The following is a 17008-nucleotide window of genomic DNA, read 5'->3' as shown; positions in this document are numbered from 1 at the left end:
ATGAGCCAGGAACCGATGTCCGGCGATCAGTGGTGCGTCCAGGGCCGGATATCACTGCTCGCGGGAGCGCCGGTCCCCCATGCCCGGATCCGGGTGCTCGACGTGAATCTCACCGGCAACGTCCTGCTCGGCGAGGCGGCTACGGACGCCTCTGGGAAGTACACACTGCGCTATTCCCCGGACCGTCTAGGCCGCCGCGGCAAACAAGCCGCAGACCTCAAACTCCTCGTCCTCCCCCCGGACAGCGACCAAGTCCTCGGCGAGTCCCAAGTCCTGTACGGCGCCGGACCGGACGAAACCGTCGATCTCCAGATCGAGGCCGCCTCGTGGATGCCCTCGGCCTTCCACCGGCTGGCCGACACTCTCGCCCCGGCCCTCGGCCGCCGCCCCGCGCACGGGCTCACCGACGACGAGATCAACTACCTCGCGGCCAGCCTCAAGCTGGACACCGAGCACATCCGCAGGGTCCGGGAGAGCGCCGACTGGGCGCGCCGGACCGGCCTGCCCGCGGAGGTCTTCCACGCGCTGCAGCACGCCGGGTTGCCCGCCGACCCACTGGCCGTCGCGGCCGAGAACCGTGACCGGGTGGCAGACGCCATCAGGTCGGCGGCGCGCGCGAACGTCATCCCGTCCCATTACGAGGACGACGCCGACGACCTCGCGGACACCCGGTTGCCGGATCGCGCGGAGGACCTCCTGCTCGCCGAGGCACAGGACGACCAGCCCGCCTCGCTGGGCGACCTGCTCCGCAGGGCGTCACTCCCGGACACGGCGCAACGCACCTTCGCCAAGCTGGCGGCCAAGCGCCCCCAGGAGGGCGAGGCTTTCTGGAACACCGTCGGAAGGCAATTGGACCTCACCCCGGCCAGGCTCGCCGAAGTCCGCACCGTCCTCGATGTCGGTGCCCTCAGCGGCGGATTCCTGCCCATGGTCGACCGGCTGCTGAGCGAGCCGCTGCGTGCGGGCGTCCGGGACCTCGCGCACCTCGCCCCGGACGACTGGCAGACGCTCGTACGCGAAACGGGCGTACCGCCGGAGGTACTGCCCCGCGCCGACGAGCCTCGCCGCATCGCGTTCTACGCCGACCAGTTGCACCGGAGCCTGGAGGAGCGCTGCCCCACCGCGGTGATCGCGGCCCGGATCGGGCAGGGCGCCGTACCGGTGGGCCAGCGGGTCAAGCCGCATCTCGAGCGGTTCTTCGCCCAGAACACCGTCTTCGAGTTCGACGAGCACCACGTCACGGGCTTCCTCGCCGAGGGAGGCGGCGCCGATCTGCGAGGCATTCCCACGGCGTCCCGGCTGCCGCTGCGTCAGACTCTGCTGCGGCTCGACCGGGTGACACGGGTTGTGCCCCGTCAGCTCAAGCCGGGGCAGCCGCCGCGTTACGGCATCACGGCCGCGCTGCTGGCCGCCGGCTACGACTCGGCGTACAAGATCACCCGGGTGGGGGGTGCCGACTTCACCGCGGCGATGACCGACGCGCTCGGGGGCGATCGGGACCTCGCCGAACTCCTGTACGCGCAGGCCGAAGACGTCACCGCCCTGGCGTCCTCACTGGTCACGGGGTACGGCACCGCGGCCGGCACGCTGGGCACCACGGTGGTGCCCGCGACGTCCTCCGAGGCCCTGTCCGCGGCCTTGCCGAAACCCGGACTCGACGTCCCGGATCTGCGCACGCTCCTGGGTAACCTGGACTTCTGCGCCTGCGAGCACTGCCGCTCCGCCCACAGTCCGGCCGCCTACCTGGTGGACGCCCTGAAGTTCCTGGCCGACCGCCCACTGCCGGCGGGTACCGGCCCGAAGAACGCCCTGGAGGCCCTCACGGCGCCCGGCCGGCGCCCCGATCTGGCCGAGACCGAGCTCAGTTGCGAGAACACCAACACCAAGCTCGAGCAGGCCGACTTGGTGTTGGAGGTCCTCGAGAACGCCGTCTACCCCCGGCCCACCGGTCCGTATCCGCAGACAACGTGGACCGAGCAGGAGCTGCTCGCCAATCCCGAACATCTGCACGAGCCCGCATACGACAAGCTGCGCGACGCCGAGACCGTCTATCCCTGGACGCTGCCCTTCGACCTACGGCTGGCCGAGGTGCGCACGTACCTGGGCGAACTCGGCGTACCCCGCCATGAGTTGATGCGGACCCTCGACGAGCCCGCGTACAAGGAGCAGTTGGGACTCGCGCCGGAAGCGGCCCAACTGATCACCGAAGCCGATCCGGCCGCACCGTGGAAACTGTGGGGCCTCGACGAGACGGTGAGCGACCTGCGGGACGCACGCGACGGCAGTACGATCTCCGGCCCCTGGGTCACCGTGCTCACCGGGCGCATCTCGCTCCTGCTTCAGCAGTCCGGCCTGGACTTCGCTGAGTTGCGCGACCTGCTCGACACCCGCTTCGTCAATCCGGCCGGGCACCGGCCGACCGTCGAAGGCGCCGCCTGCGATCTCACCCAGCGCAGCGCCAAGTGGCTCACGACGCAGCACCTGACCCGCATGGTGCGCTTCGTACGGCTGGCGCACACCGTCGGATGGCACGTACACGAGCTCGACCGCGCCACGACCGCCTACGGAACAGCCGAGCTAACCCCGGAGTTCCTGCAGTGGCTCGCGCACACGCAGCACCTGGCGGCGGCGCTGAAACTGCCCGCCGCGGACGTGGTGGCCTGGTGGTCGAACATCGACACGCGCGGCTACGTCGACCACAGCGGCGCATCCGATGCCACCGCGCCCTCTCCCTACGACGTGCTGTTCCTGAACCGGACCGTGGTGAGCCCTGTTCCGCAGGCGCTGGCACTGAACGCCGACAGGAGCGAACTGGCCAAGCCCTACCGGGCACCCGACGGCACGGTCGCGAACCCCGGCGCGACCATCACCGCACACCGCGCCGCCATCGTCCTCGCGCTCGGCATCGGCACCGGCGATCTCGCCCGGCTGCTCGCCGCGGGACTGCCCGACGAGCTGGGGCTGACCAATCTCTCGGCGCTGCGCGGGGCCACCTCACTCGCCCGCGCGCTGGGACTGAGCATCCGTGACTGGCTGCGAGCCAAGGCCATGACCGGCCTCGACCCCTTCCCCGGCCCCCCGGTCCCGATGACCGCACGGGCAGCGGCGACGGTGCGCTTCGTGGCGGAGATCGGGTACATACGGGCGTCCGGATTCACCCTGTCCGAGCTGGACTACGTGCTGCGGCATCGGCCTGCCCCTGAGGTCGAGCGCAGCGCCGCGCAGCTGTCGGTGGTCCTCGGGGAGATCCGGGACGGGTTGCGGAGCATCGCCGCCCGTACCGCTGCCGCCCCGGACCCACAGGGTGACGCGCTGGGCGGGTTCCTGTCCCAACTGGGCTGGGACCCCGAGTTGATCAGCGGGGCCCTGGGCGCGGGAGCACTCGGCGCGGACGCGCGTACCGAGGTGCCCCTCGCGGGGCTGCCCAGCGGTGTCGTCTTTCCCGACCGACTGCCTACAGCGCTCAAGGACAAGGTGTCCTTCGGCGCGGGGGCTCTCGTGACCCTTGGTTCACTCAGGAAGTCCGAGCAAGACCAACTGCTCGACCTTCCCGCCGACAAGTCGACCCCGGAGTACGCGACATACGCCACGGCCGTCCAGTTGCTGCACTCGACGTCGCAAGCCCGTGCCGCCGGTCCGCTCGACTTCGTGACCCGGCGGATGCAGTCCCTGACGCTGCCCGTGTTCCGTTCGGAGCTGGTGTTCCAAGCGGACCTGCAACAGCTGCCGGCGGGAGTTGTCCTGCCCGACGATCTCCCGGACCGACTGGTGGCCAGGGTCACCTTCCAGAGCAAGAAGCTGCGCTGCGCCGGTCTGATGTCCGCGGGCGACCATGGCGCGTTGCTCGACCTTTCCGCAGCGGCCGAATGGCAGAAGGCGGTCGACGAGCTGTACGTCGGCCTGGGCATTCCCGCGACCCTGGCCCCAGGCTTCGGCTACGACGCTGAGAGCCGCAGCCTGTACTTCACCGGCTGGATGACGGACTCCCTGCGGGAGCGGCTGCTCGCGCTGTCCACCGCTCCCGCCTTCACCACGGCCGTCCGCGCCCTGTTTACCGCCTCCAACAACTATGTGGAGCAGGACCCTGGAAACTCGTTCCTGGGCGCTGCGACACCCGAGGAACCCGCCGCTCCGCTGCGGCTGTTCGAAGACGCGCGCAGCGCCGCCGACCGGTTCGGCATGGTCCTGGACCTGTTGCTGCCCGCGCTGCGCCGGCGCCTCAGCGCCGAGTGGGTGGTCGGGGCGCTGGCGCGGTCCCTCACCGTGCCGCCCCCGGTCGCCAAGGAGCTGGCGACCAGGGTGACCTGGCCGGGGCACCCGACGCAGAACGTGCTGTCCGCGTTCCTTGACCCGGTGTTCGTGGCCACGACCGGCGCCGTCTCCGAGAACGCCTGCCCGGACCAGTACAGCGCGTTCGTACGGGTACACAAGGCCGCCCTGATCCTGGCCAGGTTGCGGTGCACCGGCGAGGACGTCGGTCTGCTCCGCGAAGGCGACTGGGCCTTCCTCGCGGGACTGCCGGTCCACGAGAGCAGGGTCCCGGTGGGCTACGCGGACTGGCTGAAGCTCACCGGCCTCATGGCGCTGCGGGACCGCTTGCCCGGCCGCGGCACCACCCTGCGTGAGGTCTTCGCCCTCTCCCGCGCGCAGAACGTCACCCTGGCCGCCGTACTCGCGCGGCTCGCCAAGCTCACCGGCTGGGACGCGTCCGACCTCACTCAGGTGGCCGGCAAGCTGGGCGTTGCTGCGGCCTCCGACATCCGCGACGACGCCCGAACGACCCGGCTGGCCGACTGCGTCGAGCTGTTCCAGCGGCTCGGCTCCTCCGCCGAGCAGTGCCGGCGCTGGGCGGCGCACCCCGTCCAGGCTGCCGACGCGCACGCGGCCAGGCAGGCCGCACGGGCCAAACTCGGTGCCACGGCGTGGCTGGAGCGCGCCCGTCCGCTGCGGGACGAGCTGCGTGAGCGTCAGCGCCTCGCACTCGTCGACCACCTCGTCCATCGGGATCAGCTGCGCGACGCGGACGACCTGTACGGCCGGTTCCTGATCGATGTGCAGATGTCTCCCTGCGCCCTGACCACCCGGATCAGGCAGGCCATGAACTCGGTGCAACTGTTCGTGCAGCGCTGCCACATGAATCTGGAGCCCGACGTACCGCCCTCGGCCATCCCGGCGAACCAGTGGACCTGGATGAAGAACTACCGGGTCTGGGAGGCCAACCGGAAGGTTCTCTTCTACCCCGAGAACTGGATCGAGCCCGAGCTGCGCCGTGACAAGTCACCGGCCTTCGTACGCCTGGAGAGCGAACTCCAGCAGGGCGAGATCGACACCGACAAGGCCGAACAGGCATTCCGCGGCTACCTCGAGCAACTCGACCAGGTCGCACGGCTCGAGACCGTGGCGACCTGCGTGCAAAAGACCGGCGGCCGCGAGATCCGTCATGTGTTCGGACGTACCTTCAACACCCCGTACGCCTACTTCTACCGGCAGCGCGTGGACGCCGTGTGGGATCCGTGGCAGCCGCTCGACCTCGACATCGAGGGCGACCATCTGCTCCCGGTCGTCTGGGACGAGCGTCTCCTGTTGTTCTGGCTCAAGTTCCAGAAGAAGGCTGATGAGCCGAAGTCGCTGAAGCAGGCCGACTCCGGTACCCGCCCGAAGGAGTACTGGTCGGTACAGCTCGTCTGGAGCGAGTACCGGGACGGAAAGTGGTCCACGGCCCAGTTCCTGGACCCGCCGTTGAAGTCGGCAGGGGTCCAGTTCGCCAAGCCCAAGGACTTCTTCCTCGCTCCCCTGCTGGAGAAGGACGCACTGACGATCGCGGTCGGCTCGCCCGGGGACCCGGCCCCGGACTCCACGGCCTTCGACAGCGTCGTCTTCACGTACGACTGGAAGATGGTGCGGGCACCCCGCGGCAAGGGCCGACTCGCCCTCGGGGCGGACCGCGTCCAAAACGACTTCCCCCGTCCGTTCCGCATACTCACCCCGTTCACGGAGCTGAGCTTCAACGCCGTCCAGGAGTGGGACGGAACCGGACAGCGGCCGGTGACGGTACTCCCCGTGGAACCCACCGGCCCGGCGATCCAGGCCGACGAACTGCTCACCCGCCAGCCCAACGGCGCCCCCAACCCCTACCGGCTGACCTTCCCCGTCACCCCGGAGATGGTGACCAGGTACCCCAAGCTGACCGTGAGCTTCCTCAGCCGGCACTCCTTCTTCTACTCCGACCGGCGCAGGACCTACCTGGCGAGCCCGGTGACGTATGCGATCCGCTTCAACGTCCCGTTCCCGCAGTCGAGTCGGGGCATTGTCGCGCCCCTCTTCCGACTGCAGAAAGCCATGTACTTCGAGTCCCATTTCCATCCCTACGTCGCCCAGTTCGCCACCGCACTCACCAAGGGCGGCGTTCCCGGCCTGCTCTCCCTGGAGACCCAGCGCCTGAGCGACTCCGGCATCATCACCGGGCCATTCGGCCCGGCAGGCCCGGTGGACGCGGGAGCGGCGTTCGTCAGCGAGTACGCGCCCCGCTGGGACAACGTCTACCCCTTCGACTGGCCGAAGGAGACCGTCGACTTCTCCCCCGACGGCGCCTACTCCTCGTACAACTGGGAGCTGTTCTTCCATGCGCCGCTGCTGATCGCGACGCGCCTCGGAAAGAACCGGCGCTTCGCGCAGGCACAGGAGTGGTTCCACAAGATCTTCGATCCCACCCGCAGTTCGCCCGAGCCGAGCCCGGCCCGCTACTGGCGACTGCTTCCGTTCCACACCGCTGCCATCGCCCCTCCCATCCAGGAACTGGCGCGGCTGCTCGCCGACAAGAACACGCCCGCGAAGGAACGTCAGGAGATCGCCGCACAGGTACGGCGGTGGCGCGACCATCCGTTCGACCCGCATGCCGTGGCCCGGCTCCGTCCCAGCGCCTACCAGCGGGCCGTCCTGATGAAGTACCTCACCAACCTGGTGGAGTGGGGCGACCAACTGTTCCGGCAGGACACCACCGAGTCCGTCAACCAGGCCGCTCAACTCTACGTTCTCGCAAGCCAATTGCTCGGGCCACGCCCTGAGCAGATCCCCGCGCAGGCGAAGCCGAAACCGCTGACCTACCGAGAGCTGGAGCCCTCCCTGGACGAGCTCTCCAACGCGCTCGTCGCCGTGGAGAGCCTGCTCCCGCCGGCCACCGCCACTCCTGGCGTCGGCGTCGACCGGCCGGCCGGGGCGCAGGCCCCGCCCACCCCGCTACCGCTCACGCTGTACTTCTGCGTCCCGCACAACGACGCGCTGCTGCGGCAGTGGGACGTCGTCGCCGACCGGCTCTTCAAGATCCGCCACTGTATGAACCTCGCGGGGACCGTGCGCGAACTCGACCTCTTCGGTGCGGCCATCGACCCCGGAGCCCTGGTGCGCGCGCTCACCGGCGGAGCCGACCTCGACCAGGCGCTCTCCGACGGGGCGGGCAGCACACCCTGCTACCGCTTCGGCGCGCTGGCCCGCAAGGCCGCCGAACTGTGCTCCGATGTGCGGTCGCTGGGCTCCCAGCTCCTCGCCGCGCTGCAGAACCAGGACGCGGAACGGCTGTCCCTGCTGCGCTCCGGTCACGAGCTAACGCTGCTGGACGCGACCCGGGCCGTACGGGGCCTGCAGATCCAGGAGGCGCAGAAGCAGGCGGACGCGCTGGTGAAGTCCATGGCGATGGCCCACGCCCGATGCCTGTTCTACGTCGACCAGTTGAAGGCTCTGGAGACCATCACGATCCCGCCGCCCACCGGGCAGACACGCAGCCAGATCCTCAGCGCGCTGCGCGAAGTGGTCGACGGACTCCGGCCGCGTACACCCGCGTCGAAAATCACGGATCAGATCACCGCGCTGTTCAGGTCCGAGATGGACGGCATTCTCACCAAACTGGAGGAGGCGATCTCCCACAAGGACCAGGACGAGGGAACGAGCGAGGACTTCACGCTCCCGATGAACAGCTTCGAGCGCCGTCAGCTGACCGAGCTGAAGACCTCGAACGAGAAGCAGCTCCGTGCCATGGATCACGAGGTCGCGGCCCAACTGTTCGCCCTCATCCCCGACTTCACACTGGGGCTACAGGGCTTCGCGGCAAGCCCGGTCGTCCAGGCGCAGATCGGGGGCACACTCCTGTCGACCGCGGCTCGGCTGCACGCCAGCGAACTCAACTACGCGGCGAACGAGCATTCCTATCGCGCCAGCCTCCACTCCCTCCTCGGAGGATACCGGCGGCGCGCGGACGAATGGCTGCACCAGGCGGATCTGGCACGCCTGGAAGGCGAGCAGATCGGCACCCAGCTCGCCGCCGCCGGGCTGCGTCTCGCCATCGCCCGGATGGAGTTGATCAACCATGACACCCAGGCGGCCAACGCCCACGAGGCGGACATCTTCCTGCGGGACAAGTACACCAATGAGGACCTGTACGGGTGGCAGGTCGAGCAGATCTCGGCTGTCCATCACGCGGCGTACGAACTCGCCTTCGATCTGGCCCGCCGTGCCGAGCGCGCGTATCGCTTCGAACTCGGCATCCAGGACAGCGACTTCATCCGGCCGGGCCACTGGGACGGCCTCAAGCACGGACTCCTCGCCGGGGAGCGGCTTGCCCAGGACCTCCAGCGGATGGAGGTGTCCTACCTCGACCAGCACCGGCGCGAGTACGAGATGACCCGCCATGTGTCACTCGCCCAGCTCGACGCGGCGGCCCTGATCCGGCTCAAGGTGACCGGGGCATGTGAGGCGGAGATCCCCGAGGGGTATCTGGATCTCGACTGCGCAGGCCACTACGCACGCCGGATCAAATCGGTGACCCTCAGCGTCCTGGGCGTGGCCGGGCGCTACACGAGCGTGAACTGCACCCTGACGCTGCTGCGCAGTTCCGTGCGGGTCAGCCCCGATCCGAGCGGGGGCTATCCCCGGACCGGCCCCGGCGACACCCGCTTCGTCGACGATCTCGCCGCCGCCCAGTCCGTCGTGACCAGCCGCGGCAATGAGGACGCCGGGCTGTTCGACGGGCCGAGCGCCGCCGACGAACGGTACCTGCCCTTCGAGGGGTACGGTGCGATCTCCCGCTGGAGTCTCGAACTCCCCGCACAGTTCCGCCAGTTCGACTACGGAACAATCTCCGACGTCGCCGTCCACCTGCGCTACACGGCGCGGGACGGTGGCCGCCGCCTGGCCGACGCGGTCCGTGCGGCGCAACGCGCGGACCTCGGCGCACTGATGAAGTCGGCCGATGGGAAGGGTGGATTCACCCGGGTCCTCAGCCTGCGCCACGAGTTCGCCGACTGGCACCGGCTCACGGCGGCCACCGGCGACCGCGAGCTCACTCTCGAGATCGCGGACCGGTTCCCCTTCCTCTTCCGCGGCGGAACGATCAAGATCGACGAGGTCGGCGTGTTCATCAAGGCCCAGGATCGACTGGCGGACACTCACGTCCAAGAACTACGCAAGGCGACGTTCGACGGCAAGTCCCTGACCAACCTCAGCGGCTGGCTGCGCCGCACTGACGTTCTCCAAACCAGTATCTCCATCCCCGATCCGGGGTGGAATCCCGACGAGGGCAAGAAGATCACGCTCTCGAAAGTCTCGCCGGCCACGCTTCCGCGCATCGACGACATCTGGCTGCTCTGCCATTACACCTTCAAGATCGCAACGGTCTGAGGCTCGGCGAGCATCCTCACTCGGGTTGACCACAGATCCGCCGGATCGCCCGACAGGTCGTATCGGGTGCCCAGGGCGGCTCCGAGGTCCGACAGGACGTAGGAAGCGGTCGTTGTGGCCGCCGAGGTCGGATCGCTCGGTCGCAGCCCCGCCACCAATATGTAGAGGCGGATGGACTCCTCGATGTCAGTCATCCACGTCCTTTCGCCTCGTTCCTTTCATGGCGATCCCGCAGATGGCCAGCGAGCATGGTGCGCCGGGCCGCGAGGTCGAGAGTATCCTCGTCGGCCAGCGTCACCGCGCGCTCCCCGCTGCGGATGCATCCGTCCAGCGCCTCGTCTCACGGGTCGAAGAAGAACTGGCGCTCGTAGGCGGTGCTCGCGCTCTCCGCAACAATGCAACGGAACCAGGCCAGCGTTTTCGGGCACGCCGGATGGTCTCGAGCAGCGCCAACCAGGTCCGCGCGGCCTCAGGCCCGTCCAACGGCATGCTGCCTACCCGCTCCTCTGTCTCGCACGCAGTCCGGAAAGGCTCTTCGAAGTGGGGCGGAATCGTGCCGGGCAGCGCCCCCTGCTGCTCCTCGCCCTCCTGCCCACTCTCCGCGTCCTCCAGTCCTTTGACCACTCCGGTGCCGATCTCCCGGTGACGCCAGAGCAGCCTGAGGTGACCGGCAATTCGGTCCGCGTCCCCCTCCAGGGCTTCGGCGTAGTTGTGTGACGCCCGTTTTGTGATCATGCGAGGCCGAGGAGTGCGAGCGGGCGGCGGGGGTCACGGGCGTTGCGGCGAAGACCTGCCGCGATGTTCTTCGCTCCGGCTGCCCGGAGTGCCCCGATGGCGAGGTTGCGCCAGGTGGCCATCGCACGGGGCGCGTTGCCGGTCCGCAGCTGAGAGGCGTCCTCGGCGAAGGCGGTGTCGCGGACGTGGTGCAGGGCTTCGATCGTCCAGTGGTCGCGGACGAGTCGGGCGAGCTGGACCGGAGTGGCCTGCTCGGCGGTCAGGCTGGTGACGGCGTAGACCGTCTTGACGGTGGTCTTGCCGGTCCTGCGGTCGGTGCGCCTGCGCTTGATCTGGACTGCCTGGCGGGCTCCGGGGAAGAGGAGGCTGTTCACGGTGGCGAACTTGATCCGGCGGATCTCGGAGCGGCCGTGGCCCGTTCCCCGGGTGCGCCCCTGAAGCGGGATGTCCTTCCAGGGAAGGGACTTGAGTTGTCGGCGCAGCTTCTTCTGGTTGCCCTTGACGATCACGATGTAGTGGGCGGCCCGGACGAGGAGGTAGTCGGTGTGCTCGCGCTGGGTGTGCATGGCGTCGCTGGTCACGACGAGTCCTGCCAGGTCGGCGATGGTGTCCAGCAGAGGCTGGAAGCAGGTGGTCTCGTTCGTCTTCTCGCCGACGTCCATCTGGGCCAGGACCAGGCCGGTGGCGTGTTCCAGTGCGGCGAGCAGGTGGATCTTGCGGCCGTTCGCTTTTGCCGCGCCGCGCAGGCTTTTGCCGTCCACTGCGAGGCCACGCAGCCCGGTCGTCTTCGGGAGACGGTCGGCGAGCCAGCGTCCAACTGCCCGGTCCAGCGCGTCGCCGTCGACACGGGCCAACAGCCGGCGGACCGTGCTCTCGGCGGGCAGTACCCGCATGGGCAGGAGCGGATCGGGGTCCGCACCGACCTGTTCCAGCACATGCCCAGGGGCATCGGCGATCCATTCGCCGACCGCCAGCAGCGAGGTCGCTCCGGCCAGCACCGCGCACGCAGTGAGAGCGAGCACGACGGCCAGGCGGTGGCGCACCCCGCGTGGGTCACGCGGGTCCGGCACCTCGGCCAGCCGTTCCAGCAGACCCGGGACCTCCTCAGGTCCGACCTGCGGATTCTCGCGCAGTTGGTCAAGGGCAGGCGGGATCAGAGATGATGCGTCGGCAGGCATGGTCTTCCACTTGGATCACGGGCCGTAGAGAACTCCATGATCTTGGAAGCCGTGCCTGTCACGTTCCGAGAACACAGCCGCTGAGCTGACAGTCCGCCACGAACCAGGTGCCACGCAACTACGCCGAAGCCCTGTCATGAACCGGGCGTCACTTGACTACGCCGAAACCCTGGGCTCGAAAGCGACACGCTGACTCCACAGTTTTCGCAGGTGTACGCCGTTTGACAGATTATGGCCACAGGGTGCTGCATCAACTGTCGTAGGTTCTCGTCGTGCGCAGCATCCCGCTTTTCTGGCTGATACGCTGAATATCTTCGCATTCTGTGGCGCGGGAGCTATCAGGGGGAGCCGGTGCGCACGTTCGATCGGCTTGCCAGCCTTGTTCCCTTAATCTTCGCCATCTCCGGGACTATACAAGGTGCGGACTGGCGCCTGCTGTTCGTGGGACTTTTGCTGGGCGGTGCAATGCGGTGGGAACTCGCTGGCCTGCGCGACGTCTCACCTATGGGGATGATCGTTTACCGGGTCAGCCTGCTGTCAACGACAACTGCCGCGTGCCTCGTTTCACAGACTGGTGCTGCCGCATGGCTCGCCAAGACCGCTTTTCCAGCCGTCGAGGTCGTGGGAGGTATCGGTGGCGCGTGCGCCATGACGGTGATCGGCTGGCTGGCAATGGAGAAACTGGTTCCACTCCCCATACTGCCCATGGCAAAGCGCTTCTTTCTGTTGCTTGCCCCACTTGATTTCACCTTGCGACTTGCAGTCTACCTCTGTGGTCTCGTGCGTTGGTTGACGATGCGGGGGCAGTTGGTGTTCTATTCTGGGGCACTTGCATACCCGACGAAATGACTTGTCGGACTTTCCCTTGGAGTCGCGGCGACGGAGTATATTCTCGCCGCCTGCTCCGCTAGGGTATTGTCAGCGCAAAGAAGGCGCGAGAACGAACTGCTGTTTGTTAAGCACTGTCCGCCGGAAATGCGCGGGGCGCTTTTGGCGCTGTGGGCTGAGTTTCTCGTGCGAGACTTCCGAGCTTGGCGCAGTGCGCGACTTATAAACGACTGCATGTGGCAGGCAAGCCTCTCCCTGCGGCGCAACGACACCTGGGCAGGCAAGGCTCTGGGAGGGAGCAGAGCCTACGGCGAGTGGCTGGAGCTCGCCGACGAGGCGATGGAGGCTTTGCTGGCCGCCAATCGCCGGGCCGGAAACACACGCGATTTGTGGGTCGCGGAGGTACAAGCAGGCTGGGCCAGCCGGAGAGCAATGGCGTACTTTCTGGCCCGCCAGTGGGACCAGGCGGTACGGCTGCAGTGTGTCGCGATGGAACAGTTCACCCGGGCCGATATGAGGAACAATGCGGCACATGCAGGACTGCTCCTGGTCGACATGCTTGAGTCGGACCAGGTGAACCGCTTGGACGAGGCACAGGACACCCTCGATGCCGTCCGAGCCGACCCCGTTCTTCACCCGCAGCTCGTCCGCAAAGCACAGGAGTCGCAAGTGCAGCTGCTCCTGGCACAGGGGCGAGTGGAGTCAGCTCGGGCCTTCTGGGAGACGATCGAGCAGCGGCAGTCCTGCGACGACGGAGGGATAGGCGCTCTCACAGGAGAGAACAGGCTGTTCAAGGCGGGACGGTTCACCCGATGGATGGCGTCCTGGTTTGGCACCCGCCTGGAGGAGCGCATACGTTCCGGGTTTGCCGAGAGGCTCCAAGGCGCCAGGCCAGCCTCTGAGGGGCCCCTGACCAGACAGGAGCAAGAAGTACTGCAAGGAGTGAACTTCGGCGTAGCGGCGACCACCGCCGATGCGGACGCTCTGGTGAGGCTATATGTTCCCGAAGCGATCGGCCTTGAGCGACGTGTGTCGAGATTCATGATGCGCCGCGCTCTCGTCCGTGCCGGCCGGAGCGATTCAATGAAGAGCGGGCGCTCCTTTCCGGAGCGGCTTGTGGCTGGCGCGCAGGGGACCGCATGGGCGTGGGACATTGGCAGGGTCCAGGAGGACGCCTTCAGCCTGGCCCGGGCGGGAAGGATCACCGAAGCCGATGCTCTACTCGTCGACAAGGCGGCCGCTCTCGGCCTGCACGGCAACCTCTGGTTCGAAATTCCGAACAGAGTTGCCCGTGCCGGATTGGCCGTGCGGAACAACGACAGGCCTGGCGCCTACCAGCACCTGCTCGCGGTGTTCGTCATTCTCGAGCAGAGGCGTCTGCGCATCAGCGACCCGAGCTATCGCACCCAACTCGGTGTCGAAGATTTCGCGTTCGAGCTCGCGGTGGACTTGCTCACGCAGGACCTCGAGCTCCGAGAGATCCACGATGCTCCTGCCACGGAGGCGTTTCGTATCAGTGAACTCTCCCGCTCGCGGGCCTTGCTCGATTTGTTGTACGAGGCATTCGATGCCGAAGAGGCGCGCAGGCCCCCCGGTCCTGTGGAGCATGCTGCGGAAGCCTTCTCACCGTTGGGTTGCGCGCAGATCCAGCAGCTACTGCCGCAGGATCGGGGGGCGGCACTCGCGGAGTTCTTCATCGGCCACAATCATGTGGCAATCCTCGTGGTGCGGCAGAACGACGCTGAGCCTGTGGTCATCAGACACGACCTGACGCCAAGGGAGACCGCACTCGTCATGCGCAGGCAGTCAGAAGACGGGCCGACGGACGAGTCAGCCGCCGAAAAGCTGATGTCGCGGGTGCTGGGCGCGTTGCTACCGTACGTGAAGCCTGGCGAGCTGCTCTGGTTGGTCCCCCACCGGCAGCTGCACTATCTCCCGCTGCACGCCATTACCTTGGACGGAGGGCAGACACTCGGAGCGCGACATCCGGTCTGCTACACGCCGAGTGCTTCGGTGATGCATTTCTGCGCGCGGCAAGGTGAAGGGCCGTACCAGTCGGTGCTGACGGTGGCGGACACGGTCCCCGAACGGCCCCTGCTGCACGCGCGGGCGGAGGCAACAGCCGTCGCGGCGTTTTTCGACGACGCGGTAAGGATCAGGGAGGAAGCCACACGGGCCAGGGTCGAAGAGCTCCTTGGCGGGCAGAGTTTCGACGTCATCCACATTGCGACACACGGGTTCTTCGACCGTGGCCGACCTCTGGACTCGGGCATCCATCTCTCCGGAAACGGGAAACTGACCGCCCGGGACTTTTTGGGGATGCGGCTGGATAGCCGGCTCGTCGTGCTCAGCGCATGCGAGAGCGGTCTCGGTGAACAGCGCAGCGGAGATGAGCTGTTCGGACTGCCCCGGGCGCTGCTGTATGCAGGGGTCAGTTCGGTTCTGGTCAGCCTGTGGAAGGTGGACGACGCCTCAACCGGGCTGCTCATGCGGTCCTTCTACCAAAGGCTCATGGATGACATGCCGAAGGCGGATGCGCTGTCGGCGGCACAGCATGAGGTGGCTACGTCGACACTCGAACAGGTGATCGCCTACTGCGAACAGGTACGAGCCGCCTCGACCGATCCGGTGGAGATCAGAAGCCTCAGCCGGGATATCGCGGATCTCCACGCACGCGCCGGAAACCACCAGGCCGCCGCCAACGCGCTCAGCCAAGTCCTGGAAAGCCTTGACGACGCCCCGGAGGCCCTCGAGATCAGCCGCCTCAGGGCCCGCTGCCTGGCCCGGTTGCGACGGACTGGCGCGTCGCAGCCTGACTACACCCGACTCCGTTACGAAGACCGCTACTACTGGGCGCCATTCCTACTCGTCGGCGACTGGCGCTGATCGTCCGAAGGAGCACCGGATGCAGTCCGTACTCAAGGCCTACTGGAAGCAGACGCGCAACAGTTTCACCCGATTCCCCGTATGGCTGCCGGGCACTCCCATGGCCCTGGGCGACGTCGGGGTGCTCACCCCGGCTGGCTGGCGCAAGGTGACCGACCTCTCCCGAGAAGGCGTACCGGTGTTGCCCGACGAGGACGGCACGCCGACCGACTACAACTACAGGGCCGGTGCCTCGATTTCCTTCATCACAGGCGGTTCCATTGGCGAGGTGACCAACACCAGCTGGCTGCCGTCCGGGCATGTGGGCGTCCTCATGGACTTCAGGCGCAGCGGGGCATTCGTCCTCAAGGCCAAGACCGTGCGGGTGACCCGGATCAGCAACCTCGCCGAGGTGCAGGCAGCGGTGCTCGACCTGTACCGGAACAAGAAGTGGGAGCGGGAATGGGTGATCGTCACGGAGGTGGCGGTTGGCGGGCCGTTGGTGGTGTTCGTCGCCGGCCAGTCCGGCGCAAAGGCGGGAGTGCACTTGGGGGCCGATGCCGTTATAGGGGACTTCGACCTCGGACGGGTCCGTGGCAACCTCAGCGTCGGGTTCGAACAGGGACTTGCAGCGAAGTTCGCCACGCGGGAAAGGAGCGCCATCCTGTGGCGCGGCATGTACGTCGACGACGGCCTGATCGGCTCCACCAAAATGAAGGAACGCACGTCCGGAGCCGAGGGAACACAAGAACGTCGGCCACCGGACGACAGCTACTCTCTGGAGCCCTGCGTCGCGGAGGCGAGAGGTCTGGATGAGATCCTGGCCGCTCCACACAAACCCGACGATGGCAGGGAGACTGGCTGCGATCGCCGGGATGGCCAGGAAGAAGCCCGTGAGGAGGGGTCCGGCCAGGTAGACGGTGACGGTTTCTCATAGCGGGCGGTGATGCGTAAGACCGTGTGCTGCGGCGGTCACAGCCGCGGCTAGATCCGCCGCATCACGGTGTGCGCGGTGAATAGTCTGCTCTTCCCTGGCGCCCGCCAGGCCGTCCAGCTCAAGCGGAGTCGCGTGAACCGCAAGGTCAGCACCAAGACCGTCTACGCGGTCACCAGCTTGAGCGCCGAGCAGGCCACATCCGCTCAGCTCGCGAACATGATCCGCTCGCACTGGCAGAGCGAGGCCCTGCACCACCTGAGGGACACCACCTTCACCGACGCCTCGCAGCTTCGGACCCGGCAGTGCGCCCCGCGCCATACCTACCTGGCGCAACCTCGCCATTGGCTCCCTGCGCATCGCCGGCGCCCACAACATCGCCGCTGCACTCCGCCAACGCCCGCGACCCGAAACGCCCGCCCGCCCTATTCAGCCTCATGTGATCACGAACCAGACATCACGCCACTACGCCGAAGCCCTGCGTCCCCCTCCCACTCCTCTCGGCGCGTTCGTCGAGCAGTTCGGGGTGATCTGCGATCACGCGCCCGGCCGGTTCCCAGAGTTCGGCTTCGAGGTAGTCGTCAAGGAGCTGGGCGAACCGGGCCGTTTCCACGAAGGTTGTGGCGGCGGTTTCCAGGTCGGGACGGATCAGGTCGGTGAACAGCTCGTCGGCGACCTGGCTCCCCCGAGACCCGGCCCACTGCACCGGCTCCCTCTTCTCCTCGTGCCCGAGCCGCTGTGCGTCGGGCAGGAAATCGCGAACGCTTCCCAGCACGCACACCCAGCCGCAGACTGCGAA

At 67.5% G+C, this 17008-nt stretch carries 7 protein-coding genes and 1 pseudogene; 5 read left to right on the top strand and 3 right to left on the bottom strand.

Translation table 11 applies throughout. The features are described 5' to 3' along the window. Nucleotides 1-9669: a Tc toxin subunit A-related protein gene (locus ACWGI2_RS41305; RefSeq protein WP_453701174.1), complete on the top strand. Its 9669-nt coding sequence runs from the start codon at nucleotides 1-3 to the stop codon at nucleotides 9667-9669. Here the strand turns inward: ACWGI2_RS41305 and ACWGI2_RS41300 are convergent. Next, the gene (locus ACWGI2_RS41300; RefSeq protein WP_453701173.1) at nucleotides 9642-9863 is read right to left on the bottom strand and encodes a hypothetical protein; all 222 of its coding nucleotides are present in this window, start codon (nucleotides 9861-9863) and stop codon (nucleotides 9642-9644) included. The genes ACWGI2_RS41305 and ACWGI2_RS41300 overlap by 28 nt on opposite strands. A gap of 346 nt (nucleotides 9864-10209) precedes the next feature. Here ACWGI2_RS41300 and ACWGI2_RS41295 point away from each other — a divergent pair, with 346 nt between their 5' ends. Beyond that, complete coding sequence (locus tag ACWGI2_RS41295) at nucleotides 10210-10386, top strand: hypothetical protein (protein ID WP_453701172.1); 177 nt, start codon at nucleotides 10210-10212, stop codon at nucleotides 10384-10386. Between the two features lie 173 nt (nucleotides 10387-10559). On the opposite strand, the pseudogene ACWGI2_RS41290 reads toward ACWGI2_RS41295, so the two are convergent. After that, a pseudogene (locus ACWGI2_RS41290) lies at nucleotides 10560-11582 on the bottom strand (ISAs1 family transposase); the annotation flags it as partial. A gap of 351 nt (nucleotides 11583-11933) precedes the next feature. Here ACWGI2_RS41290 and ACWGI2_RS41285 point away from each other — a divergent pair. From ACWGI2_RS41285 to ACWGI2_RS41275, 3 genes are all read left to right on the top strand, one after another. After that, on the top strand, nucleotides 11934-12431 hold the full coding sequence (locus ACWGI2_RS41285; RefSeq protein WP_453701171.1) for a hypothetical protein: 498 nt from the start codon (nucleotides 11934-11936) through the stop codon (nucleotides 12429-12431). A 66-nt stretch (nucleotides 12432-12497) separates the two neighbouring features. Further along, nucleotides 12498-15296: a CHAT domain-containing protein gene (locus tag ACWGI2_RS41280; protein WP_453701170.1), complete on the top strand. Its 2799-nt coding sequence runs from the start codon at nucleotides 12498-12500 to the stop codon at nucleotides 15294-15296. 19 nt (nucleotides 15297-15315) lie between these two features. Then, nucleotides 15316-16212: a hypothetical protein gene (locus ACWGI2_RS41275; protein ID WP_453701169.1), complete on the top strand. Its 897-nt coding sequence runs from the start codon at nucleotides 15316-15318 to the stop codon at nucleotides 16210-16212. A gap of 454 nt (nucleotides 16213-16666) precedes the next feature. Here ACWGI2_RS41275 and ACWGI2_RS41270 read toward each other — a convergent pair whose 3' ends face one another. Next, a complete protein-coding gene (locus ACWGI2_RS41270) occupies nucleotides 16667-16984 on the bottom strand; it encodes a hypothetical protein (protein ID WP_453701168.1) in 318 nt (105 codons plus the stop codon). Nucleotides 16985-17008 lie beyond the last annotated feature (24 nt).

The sequence above is a fragment of the Streptomyces sp. NPDC054866 genome, from assembly GCF_053610745.1.
This window is presented reverse-complemented; position numbering and strand designations above follow the sequence as displayed.